General features: G+C 59.0%; 23 protein-coding genes. 12 read left to right on the forward strand and 11 right to left on the reverse strand.

Annotation, left to right across the window (positions count from 1 at the left end; all coding sequences use genetic code 11):
* Positions 1-2: 2 nt before the first annotated feature.
* Positions 3-1,037, forward strand: coding sequence for an SPFH domain-containing protein (locus tag FGO67_RS01985; protein WP_203299059.1), 1,035 nt, complete (start codon positions 3-5; stop codon positions 1,035-1,037).
* Positions 1,038-1,062: 25 nt separating this feature from the next.
* On the opposite strand, the gene yfbR is transcribed toward FGO67_RS01985, so the two are convergent.
* Positions 1,063-1,656, reverse strand: coding sequence for a 5'-deoxynucleotidase (yfbR, locus tag FGO67_RS01990; RefSeq protein ID WP_203299060.1), 594 nt, complete (start codon positions 1,654-1,656; stop codon positions 1,063-1,065).
* Positions 1,657-1,762: 106 nt separating this feature from the next.
* Between yfbR and FGO67_RS01995 the strand changes: the two genes are divergently transcribed.
* Complete coding sequence (locus FGO67_RS01995; protein ID WP_238942136.1) at positions 1,763-2,587, forward strand: substrate-binding periplasmic protein; 825 nt, start codon at positions 1,763-1,765, stop codon at positions 2,585-2,587.
* On the opposite strand, the gene FGO67_RS02000 is transcribed toward FGO67_RS01995, so the two are convergent.
* Positions 2,584-5,382 carry a DUF748 domain-containing protein gene (locus FGO67_RS02000; RefSeq protein ID WP_338039523.1) on the reverse strand — a complete coding sequence of 933 codons (2,799 nt, stop codon included), beginning with the start codon at positions 5,380-5,382 and terminating at the stop codon, positions 2,584-2,586. The two genes, FGO67_RS01995 and FGO67_RS02000, sit on opposite strands and share 4 nt — an antisense overlap.
* 149 nt (positions 5,383-5,531) lie before the next feature.
* On the opposite strand from FGO67_RS02000, the gene pdxH reads away from it, so the two are divergent.
* The 4 genes from pdxH to FGO67_RS02020 are packed head-to-tail and all read left to right on the forward strand — an operon-like array spanning position 5,532 to position 7,625.
* The gene (gene pdxH / locus FGO67_RS02005) at positions 5,532-6,167 is read left to right on the forward strand and encodes a pyridoxamine 5'-phosphate oxidase (protein ID WP_203299061.1); all 636 of its coding nucleotides are present in this window, start codon (positions 5,532-5,534) and stop codon (positions 6,165-6,167) included.
* Between the two features lie 46 nt (positions 6,168-6,213).
* Entirely contained in the window at positions 6,214-6,795 is a 582-nt protein-coding gene (locus FGO67_RS02010; protein WP_203299062.1) for a DNA-3-methyladenine glycosylase I, read from the forward strand.
* A 57-nt stretch (positions 6,796-6,852) separates the two neighbouring features.
* The gene (locus tag FGO67_RS02015) at positions 6,853-7,173 is read left to right on the forward strand and encodes a DUF6482 family protein (RefSeq protein ID WP_203299063.1); all 321 of its coding nucleotides are present in this window, start codon (positions 6,853-6,855) and stop codon (positions 7,171-7,173) included.
* Positions 7,170-7,625, forward strand: coding sequence for a DUF3429 domain-containing protein (locus FGO67_RS02020; RefSeq protein ID WP_203299064.1), 456 nt, complete (start codon positions 7,170-7,172; stop codon positions 7,623-7,625). Before FGO67_RS02015 ends, FGO67_RS02020 begins: the two co-directional genes overlap by 4 nt.
* A 53-nt stretch (positions 7,626-7,678) precedes the next feature.
* Here FGO67_RS02020 and FGO67_RS02025 read toward each other — a convergent pair whose 3' ends face one another.
* The 8 genes from FGO67_RS02025 to FGO67_RS02060 form a co-directional block, all read right to left on the reverse strand.
* Complete coding sequence (locus tag FGO67_RS02025; protein ID WP_203299065.1) at positions 7,679-8,677, reverse strand: sigma-70 family RNA polymerase sigma factor; 999 nt, start codon at positions 8,675-8,677, stop codon at positions 7,679-7,681.
* Positions 8,678-8,835: 158 nt separating this feature from the next.
* On the reverse strand, positions 8,836-10,287 hold the full coding sequence (locus FGO67_RS02030) for an aspartate kinase (RefSeq protein ID WP_203299066.1): 1,452 nt from the start codon (positions 10,285-10,287) through the stop codon (positions 8,836-8,838).
* A gap of 61 nt (positions 10,288-10,348) precedes the next feature.
* Entirely contained in the window at positions 10,349-11,617 is a 1,269-nt protein-coding gene (gene ectB, locus FGO67_RS02035; protein ID WP_203299067.1) for a diaminobutyrate--2-oxoglutarate transaminase, read from the reverse strand.
* Positions 11,618-11,828: 211 nt separating this feature from the next.
* The gene (ectA, locus tag FGO67_RS02040; protein ID WP_203299068.1) at positions 11,829-12,344 is read right to left on the reverse strand and encodes a diaminobutyrate acetyltransferase; all 516 of its coding nucleotides are present in this window, start codon (positions 12,342-12,344) and stop codon (positions 11,829-11,831) included.
* A 150-nt stretch (positions 12,345-12,494) separates the two neighbouring features.
* Complete coding sequence (locus FGO67_RS02045) at positions 12,495-13,445, reverse strand: metallophosphoesterase family protein (protein ID WP_203299069.1); 951 nt, start codon at positions 13,443-13,445, stop codon at positions 12,495-12,497.
* Positions 13,446-13,454: 9 nt separating this feature from the next.
* Complete coding sequence (locus FGO67_RS02050; protein WP_203299070.1) at positions 13,455-14,858, reverse strand: sodium:solute symporter family transporter; 1,404 nt, start codon at positions 14,856-14,858, stop codon at positions 13,455-13,457.
* A 171-nt stretch (positions 14,859-15,029) separates the two neighbouring features.
* Complete coding sequence (locus FGO67_RS02055; RefSeq protein ID WP_203299071.1) at positions 15,030-15,998, reverse strand: radical SAM protein; 969 nt, start codon at positions 15,996-15,998, stop codon at positions 15,030-15,032.
* Positions 15,985-18,174 (reverse strand): FAD-dependent oxidoreductase, encoded by a 2,190-nt coding sequence (locus FGO67_RS02060; protein WP_203299072.1) that lies wholly within the window; start codon positions 18,172-18,174, stop codon positions 15,985-15,987. Before FGO67_RS02060 ends, FGO67_RS02055 begins: the two co-directional genes overlap by 14 nt.
* 275 nt (positions 18,175-18,449) lie before the next feature.
* On the opposite strand from FGO67_RS02060, the gene FGO67_RS02065 reads away from it, so the two are divergent.
* Together FGO67_RS02065 and FGO67_RS02070 are read left to right on the forward strand one after the other, a co-directional pair.
* Positions 18,450-19,073 (forward strand): RNA polymerase sigma factor, encoded by a 624-nt coding sequence (locus FGO67_RS02065; protein ID WP_203299927.1) that lies wholly within the window; start codon positions 18,450-18,452, stop codon positions 19,071-19,073.
* On the forward strand, positions 19,067-19,351 hold the full coding sequence (locus tag FGO67_RS02070) for an anti-sigma factor family protein (RefSeq protein WP_203299073.1): 285 nt from the start codon (positions 19,067-19,069) through the stop codon (positions 19,349-19,351). Before FGO67_RS02065 ends, FGO67_RS02070 begins: the two co-directional genes overlap by 7 nt.
* Here FGO67_RS02070 and FGO67_RS02075 read toward each other — a convergent pair.
* Positions 19,348-19,644 carry a hypothetical protein gene (locus FGO67_RS02075; RefSeq protein ID WP_203299074.1) on the reverse strand — a complete coding sequence of 99 codons (297 nt, stop codon included), beginning with the start codon at positions 19,642-19,644 and terminating at the stop codon, positions 19,348-19,350. The genes FGO67_RS02070 and FGO67_RS02075 overlap by 4 nt on opposite strands.
* Before the next feature lie 184 nt (positions 19,645-19,828).
* Here FGO67_RS02075 and FGO67_RS02080 point away from each other — a divergent pair, with 184 nt between their 5' ends.
* The 4 genes from FGO67_RS02080 to FGO67_RS02095 all read left to right on the forward strand — a co-directional run bounded on the left by FGO67_RS02080 (position 19,829) and on the right by FGO67_RS02095 (position 22,958).
* Positions 19,829-20,614 carry a C40 family peptidase gene (locus tag FGO67_RS02080; RefSeq protein WP_203299075.1) on the forward strand — a complete coding sequence of 262 codons (786 nt, stop codon included), beginning with the start codon at positions 19,829-19,831 and terminating at the stop codon, positions 20,612-20,614.
* A gap of 155 nt (positions 20,615-20,769) precedes the next feature.
* Positions 20,770-21,522 (forward strand): amino acid ABC transporter substrate-binding protein, encoded by a 753-nt coding sequence (locus FGO67_RS02085; RefSeq protein ID WP_203299076.1) that lies wholly within the window; start codon positions 20,770-20,772, stop codon positions 21,520-21,522.
* Positions 21,523-21,540: 18 nt separating this feature from the next.
* Positions 21,541-22,215 carry an amino acid ABC transporter permease gene (locus tag FGO67_RS02090; protein ID WP_203299077.1) on the forward strand — a complete coding sequence of 225 codons (675 nt, stop codon included), beginning with the start codon at positions 21,541-21,543 and terminating at the stop codon, positions 22,213-22,215.
* Positions 22,212-22,958: an amino acid ABC transporter ATP-binding protein gene (locus FGO67_RS02095; RefSeq protein WP_203299078.1), complete on the forward strand. Its 747-nt coding sequence runs from the start codon at positions 22,212-22,214 to the stop codon at positions 22,956-22,958. The genes FGO67_RS02090 and FGO67_RS02095 overlap by 4 nt, the downstream gene beginning before the upstream one ends.
* Positions 22,959-22,964: the final 6 nt, after the last annotated feature.

Genomic DNA, 22,964 nt, shown 5'->3' on the forward strand with positions numbered 1-22,964 from the left:
ACATGGAATCGTTCATTACGCCGGGGCTGGTGCTCAGCCTGGTTTTTGTGATTATCGGTATCTTTATCGTTGCCAAGGGCCTGGTGATCGTTCGCCAGTCAGAGGTCATGGTCATCGAACGCCTGGGGTCGTTCAACCGCGTGCTCGAAAGTGGCGTAAACATCATTATCCCGTTCATTGAACGGCCCCGGCCGATCACCATGATCCGCTACGTACGCATGGGGGAAGAGTATCACCCGGTGACTAGCGACGAGACCCGCATCGATCGCCGTGAAACGGTGATGGACTTCCCCGGTCAGCCGGTCGTCACCACCGACAACGTGACGGTCAAGATCAACGGCGCACTGTATTACCAGATCATCGACCCCCGCCGCGCGGTTTACGAGGTGGCCAACATGAGCCAAGCAGTGGAAGTTCTGGCCAAGACTACCCTGCGTTCCGTGGTCGGCAAGATGGAGCTGGATAAGCTGTTTGAATCCCGCAGCGAGGTAAACAACGCCATCCAGGCCGAGATGGAAGAGCCGGCCTCCAAGTGGGGAGTTAAACTGACCCGGGTGGAGGTTCAGGACATCAGCATGCCCGAGGAAGTTGAAGAGGCCATGCGCCTGCAAATGGCCGCCGAGCGTAAACGTCGGGCCACGGTCACCGAGGCCGAGGGTGAGAAGTCCGCAGCCATCGCCATGGCTCAGGGTCAGCGCGAATCGGCGATTCTCAACGCCCAGGGCGACAAGGAGTCCGCCATCCTGCGTGCTCAGGGTGAGCAGGAATCCATCCGCCTGGTCCTAAGCGCCATGGGTGACTCCGAAAACAACAAGCAAACCGTTATCGGCTACCTGCTGGGGCAAAGCTACATCAAGGCCCTGCCAACCATGGCCAAAGACGGTGAGCGGGTGTTCGTGCCCTACGAATCCTCAGCCCTGCTCGGTTCCATGGGCATGTTCCGGGAATTGGCGGGCAGCCCCGAGGACGCTGTCCGTCAATCCCTGCGACGTGACGGCCTGCGCGGCGGCCTGGTCGGTTCCGGCGCCGACGCCTGAGGCCCGAAATAACCTGCTGGAGCAATTACTCCAGCAGGTTATCCAGAGGCTTGTCGTAACTGGGCGCGAATACATTCATGAAATACGACACTTCCCGCAGCCCGTCCTCATCGAGACGGGCCTTGATCTGATTCGCCGCCGGCTCGAACTCACTGTTGCCGGCGCGAATTTCCGCCTGGCATTTCAGCCACGCCGACAACCGGTCGGCCGCCTTGATCAACTCCTTGTCTTCCGCTGGCAGCCTCGATTCCTGTACATAAGGCGCGAAATCGGTGCGCAGATCCTCGGGTAACAGCGCCAATAGCTCCCCTTCCGCTTTGTGCTCTATGTCACCAAAAGCTTCACGCATCACTTTCGAGTGATATTTGACCGGTGTCGGCATATCACCGGTGATTACTTCTGTGGCATCGTGGTAGAGCGCTGCCGCAGCGATCCGATCGGCGTTGACCTGGCCGCCAAAATGGCGATTTCGGATCAGGGCCAGGGCGTGGGCCAGGGTGGCCACCTCCCAGGAGTGGGTCGCCACGTTTTCCTCAATGGCATTGCGCATCAACCCCCAACGCCTGATCCAACGCAGGCGTGAAATATAAGCAAAGAAGTGGCTTGCAGCGTGAACCATGTTGCGCTTTCCTATTTTGCATATCTTTATAATTTAAACGTTCAGCCTAGGTAAACCCGGTGTTAATCTGAACATGTCTTAAATTGATACATAACTCGGGTCAATCATGTCAGTCCTTCACAGACTAAACCGAACCCTGACAGTCATTATTGCCGCACTCTTGCTGGGCGGAATTACGATTGCACAAGCAAAAACCGTGATAACCGTGGGCGCTTACCATTTCCCACCGGTTGCAGAGGTGAGCGAAGACCGCCAACCCCAGGGATTGCTGGCCGATCTGATCCAGGGACTCGAGGCGGCCCACGACGACATCGACATTCAGATCTTTCACACCTCGCCCAAGCGCCGGCATCTGGATTTCGACGCCGGCCTATACGACGTGATGTTCTTCGAGAGTCCCAACTGGGGCTGGACCAATCGGGACATCACCGTAAGTCGCCCGATCTTGATCGATGAAGACTTCTACGTTGCCCTGAGAAAGCCCGGCCGGGACCTGGATTTCTTCGAGGACATCCGAAACCGTCAATTGATTGCCATATCCGGCTACCACTACGGTTTTGCAGACCTGGAAAACAACACCAAAACCCTGAAGAACAAATTCAAAATCGAGTTTTCGGACAGTCACAGCCGCAACCTCAACCTGATCAAGGCCGACCGCCCCTCGGTAGCGGAGGTGGCGATCGTCAGCCGGGCCTACCTGCAAATGCACCTGTCTCAACAGCCTGATGACTGGCGCCATCTGTTGATCTCTGACCGGCTCGATCAGCGGTACGAACTCCGGATTATTGCCCGAAAGAACGGCCCAGTCAGCGCCAGCGACATGATGCAGCGGTTAGCGCCGCTGGTGACCGACGGGTCCTACCGGATGATGGTCGAGAAGTGGGGGCTGCAACTGCCCGCCGGCTTCCTGACCAACTTCAAGAGACGCTAGCGAACGTCCAGACTGAATTGCACGGTCACCGCGCCACTCTCGTCCACGGACGCCTCGCGCGACGGATCGAGCATAAACAGCTGGTCCGCCGGTACTTCATGGGTATCCAGCAACACGGTTCTGACCGCTCGGCCCCGGGCTGAGGCGAGATTATTCAGGGCCTCTGGCGGCAAAGTGCGTTCACCGGCCAGGTACGCCTGGCGGGCAGCTTGCCATTCACTCTCCGACAACGGCTTGGAACCGCCTGCGGTCAGCTCTTTGCGCAGCAGCGCCAGGCCGTCGGCCTCGGGCGCGATTCCGCCACGAACACTCAGCAGCAGATTGGGACGGTCCAACAGGGCATTGGCCAGGGCCGACAGTTTAGCGGGTTCATCCGCCGCCAGTTCAGTGCTGCCGGGCTTGAAACTGACCTGCCCCAACTCGTTGCTGTTGAAGCCTGCCAGGTCGGCGATGGACCCCAGCATGCTAAACGGCGACGATGCTGCCTTCGCCAGCACATTCACAAAAGCCCGCATGACCACCCGGCTAATGTTGAACTGCGGATCAGAAAGATCACCGCTGATTGGCAGCTTTACTTCGATAACCCCGTCGCGGTCCCGGAGCAGGGCCAGCCCTAATGATACCGGGGCATCAACGGCTTCAGCACTGACGATCGGTTCGCCAAGCTCGAAACGGTCCATCACCACCAGGTTGGTGCCGTCCAGCCGGGTGCCAGTGATTTCATAATTGAGATCCACATTGAGTTTGCCACTTTCGACTTCATAGCCAAGGTAACGGCCGAAATAGGGTCCCAGCTCCGGCAATGACAATTCGGTCATGGCCAGATTCATCTGACTGACATCGTCGGTGCCCAGGGTGCCGAGATTGCCCGAGAAATCGAGCTTGGCAACTTCACCCACGCGCCCGCTGATCTGGACCTTGCCCTGTTGCGGCGAAATGTTACTGAGCCCGGTCACGCTGCCGGACAACTGGTCAAAGAGCGTGGTGAATACCGGCTCAATGGAACGATCGGTGTAGGCGATTTCGCCCTGCTCCAGCATCAGTTGCTTGATCCGGAAAATGAAGCTTGGCTCGCTGTCACCGGCCTCCTCAGCAGCATCGTCCGGACTGGGGCGGAACACCCGAGCCAGGTTATGGCTACCGCTGGCGTTGCGCACCACGCTAACTTGCGGCCCGGTCAGCGTCACCGTGCCGATCTCAAGCCGGGCCGGGGCAACGTTGTATTCAATCGGTGCCAGGCGCAGGGTCTGCCAGGACAGCAGTCGGTTGTCCTGGTCTGGGAGCTGAACTGCCAGCCCAGCCACCTCCGCCGTGCCGCTAAAGGTCCCGGTCATGGGTTCCTGCTGGCCATCCAGGTCCATATTGCCATCCAGCCCGAGGGTACCACCGGTAATGCTCAGGTTGGCGCCCTCCTGCAAATAGGGCTCAAAGGCGGTCAACGCAATCTCTGAGCCGGACACCGCCGCTTCCAGAGTGAAGGGTTTTGGCGTCAGCTGACCGTCGACTGTGAGCCGACCACCGCTGGCCAGGGTTGCGTCAGCCTGGTAATTCACCGGTTCACTCAGAGTGTGATCCAGGGACCCGACCGACAGCGACAACTGTTCCAAAGCCAGATCTACCGGCGTTTCCGGTTGCTGATCCCGCCACTGAAGGCGGCCTTCAGACAGGGAAATTCCGGCCACTGACCAACGGAATGCCGATGCTCCGGATTCCGACACCTCGGTTTCCGAAGCCGACTCATCAGCGGTCCCCGCGAAGGGTGCCAGCCAGTCAATGGCGCCCGACTGATTCCGGGTTACGGCGAGCTGAAGCCCCTCCAGGCTTACCTGGCCCACATCGGCCTTCAGGGCATTAAGGTCAAAACCGATCTCATCGACACCAATGGTGCCCGAGGTGAATTCCGCTTCCTCACTGTCCTCATCGATGGCGATGGCCAGCTCATCCAGTGACAGGCTGCCATTGCGGGTCACTAACAGGAACCGTTCCCCGACCTGCAACTCGTAATCAGAACTCAGGCTGACCTTGCCGCCGCGCAAATCGTAGGGCAGGAAAGGTGCCAGGAAATGTTCCAGGGTTTTGAATCCAACCCCACTGACCTTGACCGAGCCCTTGGAGTACAGGGGCGCCAGGCTGAGGTCGCCCTGCCAGTCGATAGTCTCATCGCCAAAGGCGGCTTGCAGACTATCGTCGCTGACCGGCTCATCTCGGGGCCAGCTGGCGAGGTCATTCAGACTCAGGTCGAGGGGGATGATCCGGAACTCGGCCGGCTCCGCCTTGCTGAAATCGCGAAATAGCAGCTCACCGCCATTGATACTGATCTGGCCGAAATAGAGCCGGGGCAGGGCAGACGCGTCATCGGTCTCGCCGCGGTCGGCAGGCTGCTCCGGGGCCGGATTATTGCGCTGCCAGTCCCGGACAAAATTGACGCTGTAATCCTCCAGCAGGTCCAGACGAACGAACGGCTCCTGAAGCTCAATGGCCTCAAAGCCTACCGTGCCACTGACCAGCTGAACCAGATTCAGATCCAGCGCCAGTCGCTCAAAACTGAGCACCTTGGCGTCATCGCTGTCCTGCGCCGACAGCCCCTCTGCGCCAACGGTGAAAGTGAGCGGATTGAACGAAACATCGTCGACCTCGACCTGCCAGCCCATACGCTCCGCCAGCTGATCGGGCAACGCTCGCTCCAGCCACCAGGGCACCAACAGGAAACCCGCCAATACGTACAGCGCGATGAGCACCAATAATCCCATCGTCAGATAACTAATCAGGCGGTTTGCTCGACGGCTCGCGGCCACAAATTTCTCCTTATCAACAGCGGGATACGGGGCGTGCGCCCCTCTGATCAATAGGATAGTCGGGCGGGGCCCGTTTTGTCAGCCGCGGCTGAACCCGATATGCTCAGCGATCGTAAAGGACATCGTTACGTGATGACGAGGAACGTTCTATGGACATCGGCGACATGCGTCGTGATTTTGAAAGCGAGGGGCTCGATCGCGACGCCCTCAATGACAACCCTGTGCGTCAATTCCAGCACTGGTTTGAGGATGCCCGGGAAGCCGGCATCCTGGAGCCAAACGCCATGTCCCTGGCCACCGCCGGCAACGACGGCATGCCCGATCTGCGCACCGTGCTGTTGAAGTACTTCGACGACAAGGGCTTTGTGTTCTACACCAACTACGGCAGCCGAAAGGCCCGGGAGATGGATGAGAACCCTCGGGCAGCCCTGTTATTCCCCTGGATTGGCCTGAATCGTCAGGTGTGCATTCAGGGCAAAGTGGAAAAGGTCAGCAAGGCCGAGTCCCTTCGTTACTTTGCCTCCCGCCCACGGGGCAGCCAGATTGGTGCCTGGGTCTCTGAGCAAAGTAAGGTCATCACCTCCCGGGGCTTGCTGGAACAGAAAGTGGCAGAGCTGAAACACAAATTCAGCGAAGGCGAGATACCGCTGCCCAGCTTCTGGGGCGGTTACCGGGTGGTGCCCGAGCGCATCGAATTCTGGCAGGGCCGCCCGAGCCGATTGCACGACCGGTTTGAATACCTGCGCAATGGCGATGACTGGTTGATCCGACGTCTCCAGCCCTGATCTGACCCTGACAGCGACTCACCGGAAAATAGGAGCATAACTGCTGATGCCCGACATGGAACGCTGCCCCTGGTGCGGCACCGATCCGCTCTATGTCCACTACCACGATACGGTCTGGGGCCGGCCGGAGTACGACGACTTGGCGCTGTTCGAAAAACTGTGTCTGGATGGCCAGCAGGCGGGGTTGAGCTGGATTACCATCCTGCGCAAGCAGGGCAGTTACCGGGAAGCCTACGACCACTTCGATCCGGAACGGATCGTGCACTACGACCAGGCCCGGGTTGAGAAGCTGCTGAGTAACCCCGGCATTATTCGTAACCGGCTGAAAGTAAATTCAATCATCAAGAATGCCCGGGGTTTTCTCGAGCTCCGGGAGCAGGGTACTGGGTTCAGCGATTTCCTCTGGTCATTCGTGGGCGGCAGCCCGATTCAGAACCGCTGGCACAGCATCGGCCAGGTGCCAGTCACCACTCCGGAATCCGAGGCCATGTCCGCAGCCCTCAAGCGCGCGGGCTTCACGTTTGTCGGCCCAACCATCGTCTATGCCTTCATGCAGGCCACAGGGATGGTGAACGATCATCTCCTGCACTGCCCCCAGCATGAGGCCTGCCTGGCGCTCAGCAACTGATCCCATACCGCTCCGGAGTCGTAAGACTGCCTATATCTTCAACTCCGGAGCGTCATTGTGAGAATTACCCTGGAAGAACTGAGAGCCAGCAATGACCTGGTCATTGATCTGCTGGAAATCATCTCCCTGGAAGGCCAACACTATATGGCGCGCCTGACCCTGGACGGGCGCGAACTGCTGCTGTCGGACAAGCGGGGCATTACCAGCCTGTTCCGCAGCGCGTGGCAATTGCAGGATACCCTGGCATCCTTCCGGGTGCGCGAAACCCAGGTCGTCCATCCCTCCGCCTACCACGAGATGGTCGGTATGGAGCCAGCGGAGATTGAACCGCTGCGTATCCGTGTTCAGAAAGAGAAAGATCAGAGGGAGAAACCGTGATCGCCGTAGCACGACTGGCGATCGTCGTTGGCATCGCCGGACTCATTCCATTCATTGTCGCCGTCGCCAGCCTGTTTCTGCTGCCGCAGTTCAGTGTCACCGCGATCTCCTGGTTCTACGTCTACAGCGCCGGCATTCTCGCGTTCATGGCGGGGGTGTACTGGCCCATTGCGATGCAGCTGGAGAATTGCTCTTACCCGCAATCTCCCCTCGTCACCATGGTGCTGAGCCAGGTCTTTTTCGTCATCGCAGGGGTTGGTCTGTTACTGCCAACACTCGGGCAGGTACTGGTCTACAGCTTGGCTTATCTGGCTTTGTACGCGGTGGATGTACGCTGGATGCGGGTGTACTGGCCATCCTGGTATTTGCGCATGAGACTGGTACTGACGCTGGTGGTTCTGGCCTGCCAGCTGACGGTCGCGGCGTGGTATGTGTTACTGCATGGTGCTTAATCGGTCTTAGCCGGTAAGGGCCTTTCGCCCTTACCGATTTTGCGTTTGAACCCTCAGGCTCCAAACCTCTCTTCCAAACCGCTGAAACTGGCTTGCAGCTTTTTCAACGCGGTCTTCTCGATTTGACGCACCCGCTCCCGACTGATGCCCAGGTCGTCCGAGATGACCTGCAGGGTGTCCGGTTCGGGCAGGCCCAGACCGTATCTGCGCGACAGTATCGTTTTTTCCCGTTCGTTGAGTTCACTCAACATGGTCGCCAGGGTACGGGTGTTGTCACGTTCTGACATCGGATGATCGGGCGCGGCCTGCTCGCCACTTTCCAGACTGTCGCCCAGCGTTACTGAGCCGTCCTCAACCAGCGGTACATCCGTGGAAATTTCCCGCAGCGCCAGGGCTCTGAGCTCACCGATTCGCGACGGCGATGCTTCCATCTCCTGCGCCAGCTCCGATTGCGACGGGGTGCGGCCCAGATCCTGATGCATGCTCAGAGACACTTTCTGCAACTGCCGGATCTCGTCGATGACGTTTTCGGGAGTGTGCACCAGGCGATTACCGCGCTGCAGACAACGCTTCACTTCCTCGCTGATCCACCAGTAGGCATAGGTTGAAAACCGGAAGCCCTTGGTGGGATCAAAACGTTCGGCGCCCTTGATCAGGCCCACGTTGGCATCCTGGATCAGATCCGACATCGGAATACCGTGCTGGGAATAGCGTCGGGCAATGTGCACCGCCAGCCTCAGATTGCTCTGAATCAGCTTGCGGCGACAAGCGGTTGCCAGGTGAAAGGCCCGGCGACTGCGTGTTGAAAACGCACAGGCGTCGCCCAGGCTGCCAACAACCGTCCGGAAGGTTTGCGGCGTATCTTCCGGCAGCGCCAGTTCAGTGCTAAGAATGCGGTAGCACAAGATCAGTTTTCGACAGAGGCGACGCTCTGCCACATCGGTTAAGAGTTCATACCGGGACGCATCCCTGAAGTACAACCCAACCAGGGAATCCCTTTCGCCATCGTTGGCCGTAGTCGGAGACGGTCCCAGCTTATCGGTCTTTCGCATAGCTTTGGTACCGGTCAGAAATTTCTAAAGAATACGTCCGGGCGGCACTGATGGATTTATCGACAGGGGACGCCGGAACCGGCGTTTAAGGCTGGAAAAGGGCCATAAAAACAAAAAGCCCGACCGTGTAACGGCCGGGCTTTTCTGAGGGGATGCGGTTACTCGATGGAGGCCGCGACGATCGCATACTCGTGATTATGGGGCTCGATCAGAACCTCATGGAGCGCTGCAATCGCCCGCTCGTAATGGTCTTCATCCACCACAAACTGGATGTCCACCTGGCGCATGCACTGGTGAATGGCCAGCACACTGATCTCGTTGTCCGCCAGCGACTTCACCGACCGGGCCAGAATACCCGGCACCTTGATGTCACTGCCAATCGCAGACACCAGCGACACCTTGCGCGTGCTGATCTCAGCGTTCGGAAATTCTTCCTTCAACGCGCGCACCACCCGCTTCACGTGCTTGAGGGTGCTGCCCACGTAGTGAGTGATGGTGTTGGCGTTGGTGTCCTTGGCCATGAAGCGCACCTTGAGACGACCCAGAACGTCCAGAATCTTACGATCGGAACCGGGCTCACCCTGCATGTCCTGGTCAAACACTTCGATCGCGAACACACCCTTGGCGCCGGCAATGATCTCCACCTGAGGCGTCTCACTGACGTAATCGCCGGTGATCAGGGTACCGGTGTGCTCCGGCTCGAAAGTGTTCATCACCCGCAGCGGGATCTCGTTCTGACGCATGCCCTTACCAGCACGGGGGTGAATCGCTTCCATACCCAGGTTGGCGAGTTGGTCAGCAACGTCGTAGTTGGTACGGCCCAGCGGTACCACCTTGTCTTCGCCCACAATATTGGGATCGGCAGAGCTCAGGTGGTATTCCTTGTGAATGATGGCTTCCCGGGCCTCGGTGATGACCGCCACACGGCTGAAGGTCATTTCACTGTAGCCCCGGTCAAAGGTCCGCATCAGGCCTTCCTTGCACTGGGCGTAGCCGGTTACGATCGGCAGCTCCCGTGTCAGGTCGACGGCGTCGAACGCCTGCTTGAGCTTCTCGTCCAACGGCAGCAGCTCGGCGTCGCGCCAACCGGTCAGGTCGACAAACCGGGCGTTGATACCTTCCTGCTGCAGCTTCAGCGCAGTATTGAAAGCACTGTGGGCCTCACCAATGCCGGCGAGCATCTCCCGCACCGTCAGCAGATGTTCCTCGAGCTGGAACTGACCGTAGGAACACAGGCGCTGCAGGTCGATCAGGCAACCCCGGACGCCTTCGATGCGGTCGGTGATGAACTGGTCGGCCTGCTGCTTGAGCATGGGATCTTCGAACAGGTCCCCATTGAGGTCGGTCAGGAACTTCACCAGTTTGGTGAGATCGTCGCCCCAGGCCCAGTCCGATTCGGCATCGGCAAACAGGGCGTAAACACCCGGCTCACCGGTTTTCTTGTGCTCCAGCAACTCGTTGGTCACGCCACCATAGGCGGATACCACGAAAATACGCTGGTAAAGCTCGTCCTTGCTGCGATTACCAATGATGATGTTATCGCGGACGGCCTCGTAATTGCTCATCGAGGTGCCGCCGATTTTCTCAACGGTGTGCTGTTGCGTAGTCATAGGTTTGCCTTCGCTATCCTGCAGTTTGAAAGATCCGGGCCGGCCGGGGCGACGGGGCGTCTTAAGACGCCTCGTTAACCCCTTCCTGCATGATCTCGTCAATGCTTTCCGCCAGCAGAGCGGCGCCCTTTTTCAAATCGTCTTCGCTGGTCGTCAACGGCATCAGGCACTTGATAACCTCGTCGTTCGGACCACTGGTCTCAATGATCAAGCCACGCTCGAAAGCACGCTTGGTGATCGGACCGGTCACGTCAGCATTCTTTGCTTCGATGCCGCGCATCAGACCACGGCCTTTCATTTTGAACTGGCCGGGATACTTGTCGCAAATCGCCTGCAAGGCATCACCCAACACCTTGGTCTTGGCCTTCACCTCATTGGCGAATTCATCGTCTTTCCAGTAGGTCTCAACCGCGGTACGGGCGGTGATGAACGCCATGTTGTTACCACGGAAAGTACCGTTGTGCTCGCCCGGATCCCAAACGTCCAGCTCCGGCTTGAACAGCACCAGCGCCATCGGCAGCCCGTAGCCACTCAGGGACTTGGAAACCGTCACGATATCCGGCTTGATGCCCGCAAATTCGAAGCTGAAGAATTCACCGGTACGGCCGTTACCTGCCTGGATGTCATCCACAATCAGCAGGATGTCGTGCTTCTTGCACAAATCCGACAGGCCTTTCAGCCATTCGGCGCGGCAGGCATTCAAACCGCCCTCACCTTGAACCGCTTCAACAATCACGGCTGCCGGCAGCTCAAAACCGGACGAGCCGTCGGAGAGCAGCTTGTCCATGATCGCCAGACTATCAACGTCGTCCCCCAGGTAGCCGTCGTAGAACATGAAATCGACGTTACCCAGCGGGGTGCCAACGCCACCACGGTGATGCTTGTTGCCCGTGGTCGCAACCGCGCCCATGGTCACCCCGTGGAAGCCGTTGGTGAACGAGATGATACCGTTCCGGCCTTTCACTTTCCGGGCCAGCTTGAGCGCGGCTTCGACACAGTTGGTGCCGGTCGGGCCGGTGAACTGCATCTTGTAGTCCAGACCACGGGGATCAAGGATGTGCTTCTTGTACGACTCAATGAAGTCGTGCTTGGCCGTGGTAAACATGTCCAGGCCCTGGCTGACGCCGTCTGCCTCAATGTACTCCAGCAGTGCCTTCTTCAGGATGTCGTTGTTGTGCCCGTAGTTCAGGGAACCGGCACCCGCGAGGAAGTCCAGGTACTCCTTGCCATCTTCGGTGTACAGGTGCGCATTCTTCGCACGGTTAAAAATCACCGGGAAAGCACGGCTATATACGCGTACTTCTGACTCAGTGGACTTAAAAATTTCCATTATTTTCGCCTCTTAGCATGTCAGGTTCGAGGTAAATGCGCGGGGGGCCGGATAGCAGTGCATCAAACAGTGAAGTGCTGATCGCAAAAAAGCCCGCCGTGCGTTGGTTAAAGCCTAATGACAGACCTACCTCAGCGGTCTGCCAGCTTGTCCAAACACAGTCTCACAGTCGTTCACCACCGGCCGCGGCCGGCGTGGGGGACCGGGGCTCTCAGACAGGCTTCGTGAAGGGCCCGATGCGCAGCAGGAATTCGGAATCGTGCTGCCCACCAAAGTGGGTCTCTTTCTCGAAGTGCTCGTGATAGGTGAGCTCAGCTCCCAGATCACGGGCGAATGAGCGGAACAGCGCCCACGAGGCCTCGTTGTCAGCGGTGATCGTCGTTTCCATGTGCGTCACAGCTTTGCACGCATCACGGCCAACGATTTCTTTCAGCATCCGCTTGGCCAGGCCTTGTCCACGACCTTTCTCGTGAACGGCCACCTGCCAGACAAACACGGTCTCGGGCTGTTGGGGAGGGATGTATCCGGAGATAAAGCCGACCAGATCGCCTTCCTTCTCCGCGGCCACGCCGGTTTCGGCAAAGTGGCTGCACTGCAAGAGGTTGCAGTAAATTGAATTGGGGTCCAGAGGCGGGCATTCAGCCACCAACTGGTGCAAACGGAAGCCATCATCCTTAACAGGGGTGCGGAGGGTGATGGCGGTGGTATTCGATCCTTCAGATGTCATAGCGTGATCTTTTTGTCTTAAAAAGTTAGTGCAGAATTATATAGACCACAAAATATATATCAAGTCAGCGATACGCTGCGCCCACCCGTGGCCCCCGAGTTCATCCATTCAGAATAGCCCGGTTTATCGCTTTCGCCAGTGACAAATTGGTTAGAGAACAGAACCAAAAACCGCCTGCTCCGGTGCCAGGGACGTGCCCTGAGCGATGCGGGATCGATAGGACAGAGCGGCATCTGAACCAGCCGGCCATAAGCTATCAAACTGCGGCAACCAGGCCTTGAGATCGAACGCCACGGGCACCAGGGAAATCCGGATATTGCCCTGGTCATGGCCGGCAACAGCGTTATCTGCAGAGGCTTCGGTGCTGATTCGGGTAATCAGGCCGCGGGCATCAGCGTGCAGATTACCCATACCTGCTGACCCATTATTAACCACCGTTCGCGCCCGTTCACCGACCCACCCCGACCACAGCACCGGCAGGCAGGTATGGGTGCAGGCAATGACATCCGCATCCGTGGCCTGGAACCAGGCCTGAACCGCAGACTCGTTACCAGCGCAGAAAGCCTCATGGGCCAACCCCCAGCCGGCCAGGGAGTCCGGGTCACCATGCACAACCAGAATCTTTAGTCCTCCAAACATCAGGCACAAATAGCGGGGCTGGCGCGCAAGTTCTCCCTGGAGCTCGGGATGGCGGGCGGCGATACCCTGAAGCCGGGTCATGATCCGGTTCGAGCGCTCCACCACACCCTGATCAACAAAGTCCGGGTAGGCGCAGCCACACCCGGCCTCCGCGCTGGGGTTGGCCAGCTCGAACTCGACATTACCCAGGCTGACGGTGTGCCGGAGCACCCGCCGGTTAATGTCCTGGAACAGCTCATCACTGGCGTTGAACCAGTTGAAATCGCCGTTGAACACCAGCCGCACCCGGCGCCCGGCCTGCTCCTCGGCCTGGGCCATACGCTCAATCTCGGTCAAGGCATAGGGATTGCCGTACAGACCACCGATGATGTAGACCACGTCTTCCGACACCGGCACGGGCTCAGCACACAACTGCGCGGCTTGGTACCGGTACGCCAACGGACAACTTCGACCTTCGGTCATAATGCGGCCTCAGGCCTCCCCGGCCGCCAGCGAGCGACCAGCCAGCCGTCGCAAAGCCAGCGGCAGGAAAAAGCCAGCGGAGCAGATCAGGAAGCCATAGGCGTTGACACCCAGCAGCATGGCGTACTTGCCCGCGCCAATAGCCCAGCTGGCCGGAATCAGGCCCACCGCCAGCAACACTCCAAGCGTCAGCCCGGTCCAGAAGCTTAGGTGAAAACTCCACGGCGACCATTGGGTAAAGCCGTAGAACAGGAACACCGGACCCAGCCCCATCACCATGGTGCCGGAGATGGTTGTGGCCTTGAGGATATCGGTGCCGGCGAACATCGGCAGGTTACCGGCAAAGGCGAAAATCACCATCACCACCGCGCCAACCCGGATACTGGGCAACCGATCCTTGGCCCGACGCGCCAGACGCGGCAGGTCCACCGCCAGCGATTTGGCCAACGAGGTAAAGGTGGAATCCAGCGTCGAGCCCGCCGAAGTCATCATCACCACACTCATGAAGAACAACGCCGCCAGACCCAGTGACTGACCCACCGCGGCCGGGGCATTGCCCATGGCGTCGATGCCGTTCAGACGGGCGTGCACGCCCACCAGACTGAAAATAAAGACGGCAACAAAGCCCAGCAGACCCGCCACCACAAAACTCTTCAGCATGGTCTTTTCCTTGTTCACAAAGCCCCGGTCGGTCAGGACCGGATCATGGAACGGATAGCTGAACATCTGCAGCAGTGCGACCAACAACAGGTCAAAACCGGCATCCAGCCTGAACTCGCCGTTGCTGAGCAGGGCACTGGTGTCGTTGGCAGGAACAATCAGGAACAACACGGCCCCGACAAAGAACACGAACACCACGGCCTGAATCACATCGGTGAAGATCGACGACCGCAACCCGCCCTTCAGGCTGTAGGCCAGGGTGAAGATAGTGAACAGCATGGCCGAGACGTAGTACTCCCATTGCCCCGGAAGCCCAAAGTAACCACCCACCACGGCGGTATTACTCCAGACTTCGTTGTACAACCGGATCAGAATAGCTGCGGCAAAGGCCAGTGATGCCAGCCGCCCGAACCGTGAGGTCAGAAAATCCTGCAGCGAACGGGCTCCGGTCTGGGTCCGAATCAGATAGATGATGTAACCGGCCACCGGAATCGACAGCCAGTAACTGGCATAGGCCAGCCCCCCGGTCACCCCGTAGGCAGCACCCAGGTTGGCGGCGTTGGTCACCGACTTGGCGAAAATCCAACTGATGAAGATACTGGCGGTCAGTGACCACTGACCAACCGGATTACCCTGATCATCGGCGCCCTTGTAAAATGAATTAGCGTTCTTGCTCTTGGGCGACAGCACATACATCACGATGCCGTACACCACCAGAAAACCCCAAAACAGGGCACCCTCAAAAGTCGTCATATCTCATCGATCCACGTTTATTATTAGCGAAACGCACCCGGTTGGGCGCGGCCTGTGGGGCGGGGACTTTTCTCCGCCAGGAAAAGGTGTCTGAGCGAAGCGAGTTCTTTTCCCAAGGAGAAAAGTCCCCGCCCCGCAGGCCGCCAATGCCCAATTAACAGGCTGCGGTTGTCACCCGGGCGCCGAACAACTCGCCCCAAACCGGTAACAGGAAAAGCACCGGTGATGCCGCAACATAATCCGCTCATCCATGCTCTCGGCCAGGGTACCGCCCAAATCGTACTGCGGATCGTCATCCACCAGCGTGCAAGCATAAACCCGCACCTGATCCCCCTTCTTCACCAGCATCCGGGTATAGGTACACATGAAATGCGACCGAGCCTCTTTGGTCGGGTACTTCTCCATACAGGTCTCGGTGATTTCCGGACTGCCGTCCTCGGATCCTGGCGTACCGAGATCCGGAAACGCGGTAAAGGCCAGGTCTTCGGCGATGTTCCACTCCCGGAAGATGGCGCGGAACTCCGCCTCCACTTCCGCCGGGATCTCGTCCGGATCGGTCTGGCGAGCAATGGACACCTTGAAGCCCTGCTCCAGCAGCCAGTGGATACCCTCCAGCGCCTGATCAAAACTGCCATCGCCGCGATCCTTGTCGTGACGGGCCCGGCTGGGGAAATCGAGACTGACCCGGAAATGGATCGGGTAGGAATTATCCAGCAGCGGCAGCACCTGGTGCTTGCGTTTGAGCAGCGGCTCGGTGGCGTTGGTCAACACAAAACAGGGCCGGTGCTGGCTGGCGTAATCGAGAATATTGACGAAATCCCGGATCACGAACGGCTCGCCGCCGGTGAACGAAAACTGCTCCACGCCCATCTCCAGGGCTTCGTGGATAAACGGCGTCACATCGCTGAGCTTCATGCCCGGAATACGGCCATCGCCCGGGTGTGAGCCTTCCAGGCAGAACGGGCACGCCAGGTTGCAAGCAGTCCCGGTGTGAATCCACAGCTCCTTCAGGCGATCGGCATCAATGTAACCACGCGGATCACCGTTGCGGGTGTGGGTCCAGCTGTCCCGAGCTCTGGGTTCAAGCACTTCAACCGCCGGAATGCGCTTCCGGGCCGGCCGTGTTTCAGTCAGGGGCATATACGCTCCGAGATTCTTTGGTGTCTTTGCCACGGCGCCAGCCGTGCAGTTTTTCCAGTAGATTCAACACGCCCTGTGGCGCGTGGGCCCGCTTCCATTCCCCGGCGGCAAACTTGGCCGACTCGTTCCAGGTGGGATAGGGATGGATAGTCCCGAGAATCTTGTTCAGTCCCAGACCATGCTTCATGGCCAGGGTAAATTCCGCCAGGATTTCACCGGCGTGGGTGCCGACCACCACGGCGCCCAGGATCTTGTCCTTGCCCGGCGGTGTGAGTACCTTGATAAAGCCATGATCGGCACTTTCGGCAATGGCGCGATCAAGGTCGTCCAGGCCATAGCGGGTCACCTCGTAGGCAACACCCTGCTCCTTGGCTTCGGCCTCACTCAGACCAACCCGGGCCACCTCCGGAGAGGTAAAGGTCACCCAGGGCATTACCCGGTAATCCACCTGGAACCGCTTGAACTGACCAAACAGCCCGTTCACTGCGGCGTACCAGGCCTGATGCGCGGCGGCGTGGGTGAACTGGTAGGGCCCGGCCACATCGCCGCAGGCAAACACGTTCGGGTAGCGCATGCTCATATCTTCTTCCACCGGCACCGTACCGTTGGGCAGGGTTTCGACACCGATCTTGTCGAGCCCCAGATCCCGGGTATTGGCCGCACGACCCACAGCTACCAGCACCTGATCAAAGGCAATACGCACCCTCTCACCCTGATGCTCGCAGTAAACCACCTTCTCGCCGTCTTCGATGGCGAATTCCTTGGCCGCATGACCCAGGCGCACGTCGATACCATCTTGCTCAAACTGGCTTTTGATCAGCGCGGAAACGTCGCTGTCCTCTTTCATCAGCAGCCGGTCCGCCATCTCCACCTGAATTACCTGGCTACCGAGGCGGGCAAAGGCATGGGCCAGCTCCGAACCGATCGGTCCGCCGCCCAGCACCAGCAACCGTTCCGGCTGGGTTTCCAGGGACCAGAGGTTGTCGGAATTCAGCGGTTCCATCTCGGCCAGGCCGGGAATCGGCGGCATCGCCGGCTTGCCACCGGTGGCAACAACAATGCTACGCGCGGTAAGGCGTTCGGTATGGCTATCGCTGTGGGTAACTTCCAACTCCCAGGGAGATACGAAACTGGCGTGGCCCGAGATGCAGTCAACGCCAAGTTTCCGGTAACGCTCCGGCGAATCGTGAGGCTCGACCTTGGCAATGACGTTTTGTACCCGGTCCATAATGGCCTTGAAGGAGCCTTTCACCGGCACCGCCTCCAGACCGTAGCGGTCAGCGTGGCGCAGCGTATCCGCGGCCTTGGCACTGCGAATCAGGGCCTTGGACGGCACGCAGCCAGTGTTCAGACAGTCACCGCCCATCTTGTGCTGCTCAATCAAAGCCACCTTGGCCTTCACGGCAGCCGCAATGTAGGCCGACACCAGGCCGGCGGAACCACCCCCGATCACCAGCAGGTTGTAATCGAACGAGTCCGGTTTCTGCCAGCCGGCATACACCCGGCGCCGGCGGATAAAGCCGACCACGAATTTGGCGATCAGCGGGAACAGCCCCAGCAAGGCAAAAGACAACAGCAGGTCGGCAGAGACAATGTCACCGGTGGACTCAATCTGCGCCAGCTGGGTGCCCGCGTTTACATACACGAAGGTGCCCGGCAGCATGGCAGCCCAACTGACCAGCGCGTAGGTGCGCAGCTTCATGGCGGTCAGGCCCATGGCGATGTTGATGAGGAAAAACGGGAAGGCCGGCACCAGCCGCAAGGTAGCCAGGTAAAAGGCGCCGTCTTTTTCGATGCCCCGATCCATACGCGCCACCGTGCTGGCGTATTTCTTCCTCAGGGTGTCGCGGGCCAGGAAACGGGCCACCAGAAAGGCGATGGAGGCGCCGATGGTGGAGGCGACGGACACCGCCGCCAGGCCATAGACATTGCCAAAGAACGCACCGCCGGCGAGAGTCATGATGGTCGCGCCCGGCAACGAAAGCGCCGTGACCGCAATGTAAATCACCATGTAACCACCGACGGCCATCCAGGCATGGTCAACAATCCAGGCGTCCAGGCTCTGCTGGTGAGCTTTCAGGGCATCAAGGGTCAGGTATTCCTGGGCTCCGCTGCTCCAGAAGGCCACCACTATCACCACGATGGCCAGAATCATCAGCCACTTTTTCGCGTTCATCACATCATCCTTTGCTAGACATTGGTTACGTCATCGACCCTAAAGCGGAGCGGTTGTTACAGTTCTTGTGGAAAAAAGTTCCTGTACTGACATAAATCGCATCAGGTACAGAGTACGTGAGTCAGTAGCAGTAAAGGTCACAAATTAATAACAATCCCCTCAAAAATCTGGTTCCTGATCTAAGCTTGAGAACAAAAAACACGTTCAGACTAATTTCTGGGGAACCTGAGCAGCCCGGCGCTGACCAATGGCTGAACAACCATCAATCGGCAGAGATGACCGTGAACGCGCATCCGAATCTTGATGAAAGCAGACTGGTTGAAGCCCTGAAGCGTGGCGAACAGGCCGCCTTTACCGAGGCCGTCTCAACCTACACCGCCGGCATGCTCGCGGTTGCACGCTACTATGTCGACCCCGCCAACGCTGAAGAAATCGTGCAAGACTGCTGGGTGACGGTGATCGACGCCGTCCGCCGCTTCGAGGGCCGTTCAGGCCTGAAAACCTGGTTGCACCGAATTGTGGCCAATCGCTGCAAGAACCTGCTACGAACCAGCCACCGCGAGATCACCACCGACTTTACCGAACGCCTCGAGCCGGAATTGGAAAGCCGCTTCAAAACCTCCGGTCGCTGGGCCACGCCACCGAAGCTGCGATTCGATGAGTCCGCCGACGTCCTGCTGGAGAACGGCGCCTTGAGCGATTGCCTCGACAAACACCTGGGCCACCTGCCGGAAAATCAGCGTTCGGCCCTGATCCTGTACGAAGCGCACCAGCACAAGTCCGATGACGTCTGTAACATCCTCGATGTCAGTGCGTCTAACCTGCGGGTTATGCTTCATCGGGCACGTCAGAAAATCTTTCTGATGGTGGAAACCTTTCAGGAGACCGGCGAATGCTAATGTGCCGTGAGCTGGCGGGGATTGCCAGCGACTACATTGACGGCGAACTGAGTACCGGCAGACGCCTGTCCGTGCAAATGCACCTGATGATGTGCCGCCACTGTCGCTCGTTCATTGGCAATCTGCGGGCGAGCACGGAATTGCTGCGGGGACATTCGTCTGCGCGCGTCGAACCAGCGGTGATCGATCGCATCAACCATCGCGTCACTGAGGCCTTAAGCCACCGCCCCGAGACTCCTGACCCAGACCCAGACCCAGACCCAGATAAGGACCGTTAAGCCTTGTTCGCCAATGCCGATCCAAGCGATGGCAACCAGGGCAGGGCCCGTCGCTGTTGCTCCAGGGTCAGCGCCTCCGCCCAGGTATCCAGATCTACCGGAAGGGTGCCGGTTACTTCCAGGCGCCGGTCTTCCCGCACGTCTGCCAATGCTTGCCCGCGACTCTCGGCCAGCACCTGGTCCCGGTAGCATTCACGAATCTCGCTGATCGCCGCCAGGCTGGTGCGAATCTGCTCGTCACTCAGGCCGGTCAGCTCTGGCGACTGAAGCTCAATCAGTTCTGTCTGCGTCATAGCGGTCTCCCTTGTCTATTGCACCGGCTCCAATGGCGCGTGGCCTGTATTACGCCAGGCGCCATCGGAATCTGGTCAGCATCCCGCCCTCACTCGGAGGCTGATTTTGTTACGGCCGTGATTCGGGGCCGACATGCACTGGCTCCGTCCGCTAAAGTAGGGCCAGGAAACAGGGGAGGACAACATGGGCAGCATTCTGCGCTGGCTGTCGGGCTGGCTTGCCAGGTACCTGACCAAGCAGATCACCGAAAATTCGATACCGACCTCGACCTATTGGCAACTGGAGCAGGCGCTGCAACCGGCGGACGTGTTGCTGGTGGAGGGCGACACCCGTATCAGCGTCGCAATCAAATACCTGACCCAATCCACCTGGTCTCACAGCGCCCTCTACCTGGGCCCTGATGCAGGCTTGGGCCAGAGCGACGCCGGCGAGCCCAATGTCCTGATTGAAGCCGATCTGGAGCAGGGCATTCGCGCGCTGCCGCTGTCGTACTATCGGCACAGCCATACCCGGATCTGCCGCCCGGTCGGTTTGAACAGTGAGGACATTCAGCAGCTGACCGGCTTCGCACTCAGCCGGCTTGGCAATACCTACGATCTCAAAAACGTGTTCGACCTGGCCCGGTACCTGTTGCCCACGCCGCCGGTGCCCACCCAGTACCGACACCGGCTACTGGCATTTGGCAGTGGCGATCCGACCCGGGCGATCTGCTCCACCTTTCTGGCCGAAGCCTTCCAACAGTTACGCTACCCTATCCTGCCACTGATCCGGACGGTGCCTGCCGACGATCCCGACTGCGCGGATTGCACCCGGGCCGCCTACCGGGTCCGGCATCACTCCCTGTTCACACCCCGGGACTTTGATGCCTCGCCGTTTTTCCAGATTATCAAGCCAACGCTCACGCCAGACTTTGACTATCACAGACTGGCTTGGGAAGATCGCTCGAAACATCCCCAGCAAACGCCATAACGCACCCAGAGCAAACCGACCTCCAGGAAAGCCCGTATCGATGGCCGCTCCTGGATTGCTAAACTATTGGCAAACTTGATTTCAATCTTCATTCTCATGCGCCTGCGCAATCGCCATTGACGACGTCACGGCAATAAACCGGAAAGGACAAGATTATGAAAACCCTGCTAGTTTCTGCACTGGTGATTCTGTCACTGGCAACCACTTCCGTTCATGCCCAGGACGACACCATCCGGGTCGGCATGTCTGGCCAGTATTTCCCGTTCACCTTCGTGGAGCAGGACACCCTGAAAGGCTTTGAAGTGGACGTGATGAACGCCGTCGCACAGGAAATGGGCCGGGAGGTTGAGTACCAGACCGCTGCCTTCTCCGGCCTGTTCGGCATGCTCGGTGCCGGCCGCATCGATACCGTGGCCAACCAGATCACCATCACCGAAGAACGCCAGCAGGCCTACCTGTTCAGTGAGCCGTACGTGTACGACGGTGCCCAGGTAGTCACCAAGGCCGGTAACGACGACATCAACGGTGTGGAAGATCTCAAGGGCAAGACCGTGGCGGTCAACCTGGGCTCCAACTTCGAGGCGCTGCTGCGTGACTTGCCCTACGCCGATGAAATCGACATCAAAACCTATGAAAGCAACATCGAGCGCGACACCGCCCTGGGCCGGGTCGATGCCTTTGTGATGGACCGGGTCAGTGCCAGCCAGATCATCAAGGAAAAGCCGCTGCCGCTGGCACTGGCCGGACCGACCTTCTCCCAGATCACCAACGCCTACCCATTCAAGGACACCGAGCGTGGCCGGGCCCTGCGGGATGAAGTGAACGCGGCCCTGAAAACCCTGCGGGACAATGGCACCCTGAAAGCCATTTCCGAGGAATGGTTCGGCACCGACATCACCGCGCCTTAATCACACAGGAAACACGCTATGGGCGCTCTCGACGTCGACTACATGCTGGGGCTGGTCCCGGTGTTACTGAGCTACCTGCCCCTGACCCTGCAGCTGGCGTCGCTGGGCATGGTGCTGGCGCTGATCCTGGCGTGCCTGTTTGCGGTCATCCGGGTTCAGCGGATTCCGGTGCTGAACCAATTTACCGTGGTGTTCATTTCCTTCTTCCGCGGCACGCCGCTGCTGGTCCAGCTGTTCCTGTTCTACTACGGGCTGCCCCAGCTGTTCAGTGCGCTCACCGTCATCGACGGCATCACCGCCACCATCATGGGTCTGACCATGCATTTCTCGGCCTACATGGCCGAGTCCATCCGGGCCGCCATTGTTGGCGTTGATCGCAGTCAGACCGAAGCTGCACTGTCCATCGGCATGACCAACAGCCAACTGATGCGCCGGATCATCCTGCCCCAGGCCACCCGAGTCGCACTGCCCACATTGATGAACTACTTCATCGACATGATCAAGGCGACGTCGCTGGCCTTCACCCTCGGCGTCACCGAGCTGATGGGCGCCACCCAGAAAGAGGCGTCCGGCAGCTTCCTGTACTTCGAAGCCTTCATCGTGGCAGCGATCATGTACTGGATCGTGGTGGAGATGCTGTCCTGGCTGCAGGGCAACCTGGAAACCCGTCTGAACAAGGCCTACAGCCGATGATTGAACTCAAGGGTCTGCGCAAGCACTTTGGCGATGCAGTGGTGCTCGACGGCATCGATCTGACCATCGAGAAAGGCGAGATCGTGGTGATTATCGGGCCCTCGGGCACCGGCAAATCCACCCTGTTGCGCTGCGTGAATTTCCTCGAACAGCCCACCGCCGGCGAGATCACCGTTGGCGATCTGACCGTGGATGTAAACCGGGCCACCAAGAAAGACATCCTGTCGCTGCGCCAGCAGACCGCGTTCGTGTTCCAGAACTACGCCCTGTTTGCCAACAAAACCGCCCTGCAGAATATCGCCGAGCGGCTATTGGTGGTGGATCGCTGGCCGAAAGCCAAGGCCTACGAGCGAGCCCGGGAAATCCTGCGACGCATTGGTCTGGAAGACAAAGCCGATGCCTACCCGGCGTCGATGTCCGGTGGTCAGCAACAGCGTGTGGGCATTGGCCGGGCCATGGCTGCCGGCGCGGAAGTGATCCTGTTCGACGAACCCACCTCATCCCTGGATCCGGAATGGGTCGAAGAAGTGCTGGCGCTGATGAAGCAACTGGCGGCGGAACGCCAGACCATGATGCTGGTCACCCATGAGATGTCGTTCGCTCGTGACGTGGCAGACCGGGTGATCTTTATCGACGACGGCCGAATCGTGGAACAGGGCCCACCGAGTGAGATCTTCTACCACCCGAAAGACCCCCGCACCCGGGATTTCCTGCAGAAAATCCTGGCGACGCACCAGGCCTGAAGGGTC

Origin of the sequence: Marinobacter sediminum, from assembly GCF_016820575.1 — a bacterium.
GTDB lineage: Bacteria > Pseudomonadota > Gammaproteobacteria > Pseudomonadales > Oleiphilaceae > Marinobacter > Marinobacter sediminum.

Excerpts from the sequence above, each read along its gene's own strand:
- FGO67_RS01985 (WP_203299059.1), top strand. The coding sequence starts at position 3 with ATGGAATCGTTCATTACGCCGGGGCTGGTGCTCAGCCTGGTTTTTGTG.
- yfbR (WP_203299060.1), bottom strand. The coding sequence starts at position 1,656 with ATGGTTCACGCTGCAAGCCACTTCTTTGCTTATATTTCACGCCTGCGT.
- FGO67_RS01995 (WP_238942136.1), top strand. The coding sequence starts at position 1,763 with ATGTCAGTCCTTCACAGACTAAACCGAACCCTGACAGTCATTATTGCC.
- pdxH (WP_203299061.1), top strand. The coding sequence starts at position 5,532 with ATGGACATCGGCGACATGCGTCGTGATTTTGAAAGCGAGGGGCTCGAT.
- FGO67_RS02010 (WP_203299062.1), top strand. The coding sequence starts at position 6,214 with ATGCCCGACATGGAACGCTGCCCCTGGTGCGGCACCGATCCGCTCTAT.
- FGO67_RS02025 (WP_203299065.1), bottom strand. The coding sequence starts at position 8,677 with ATGCGAAAGACCGATAAGCTGGGACCGTCTCCGACTACGGCCAACGAT.
- FGO67_RS02030 (WP_203299066.1), bottom strand. The coding sequence starts at position 10,287 with ATGACTACGCAACAGCACACCGTTGAGAAAATCGGCGGCACCTCGATG.
- ectB (WP_203299067.1), bottom strand. The coding sequence starts at position 11,617 with ATGGAAATTTTTAAGTCCACTGAGTCAGAAGTACGCGTATATAGCCGT.
- ectA (WP_203299068.1), bottom strand. The coding sequence starts at position 12,344 with ATGACATCTGAAGGATCGAATACCACCGCCATCACCCTCCGCACCCCT.
- FGO67_RS02045 (WP_203299069.1), bottom strand. The coding sequence starts at position 13,445 with ATGACCGAAGGTCGAAGTTGTCCGTTGGCGTACCGGTACCAAGCCGCG.
- FGO67_RS02050 (WP_203299070.1), bottom strand. The coding sequence starts at position 14,858 with ATGACGACTTTTGAGGGTGCCCTGTTTTGGGGTTTTCTGGTGGTGTAC.
- FGO67_RS02055 (WP_203299071.1), bottom strand. The coding sequence starts at position 15,998 with ATGCCCCTGACTGAAACACGGCCGGCCCGGAAGCGCATTCCGGCGGTT.
- FGO67_RS02060 (WP_203299072.1), bottom strand. The coding sequence starts at position 18,174 with ATGAACGCGAAAAAGTGGCTGATGATTCTGGCCATCGTGGTGATAGTG.
- FGO67_RS02065 (WP_203299927.1), top strand. The coding sequence starts at position 18,450 with ATGACCGTGAACGCGCATCCGAATCTTGATGAAAGCAGACTGGTTGAA.
- FGO67_RS02070 (WP_203299073.1), top strand. The coding sequence starts at position 19,067 with ATGCTAATGTGCCGTGAGCTGGCGGGGATTGCCAGCGACTACATTGAC.
- FGO67_RS02075 (WP_203299074.1), bottom strand. The coding sequence starts at position 19,644 with ATGACGCAGACAGAACTGATTGAGCTTCAGTCGCCAGAGCTGACCGGC.
- FGO67_RS02080 (WP_203299075.1), top strand. The coding sequence starts at position 19,829 with ATGGGCAGCATTCTGCGCTGGCTGTCGGGCTGGCTTGCCAGGTACCTG.
- FGO67_RS02085 (WP_203299076.1), top strand. The coding sequence starts at position 20,770 with ATGAAAACCCTGCTAGTTTCTGCACTGGTGATTCTGTCACTGGCAACC.
- FGO67_RS02090 (WP_203299077.1), top strand. The coding sequence starts at position 21,541 with ATGGGCGCTCTCGACGTCGACTACATGCTGGGGCTGGTCCCGGTGTTA.
- FGO67_RS02095 (WP_203299078.1), top strand. The coding sequence starts at position 22,212 with ATGATTGAACTCAAGGGTCTGCGCAAGCACTTTGGCGATGCAGTGGTG.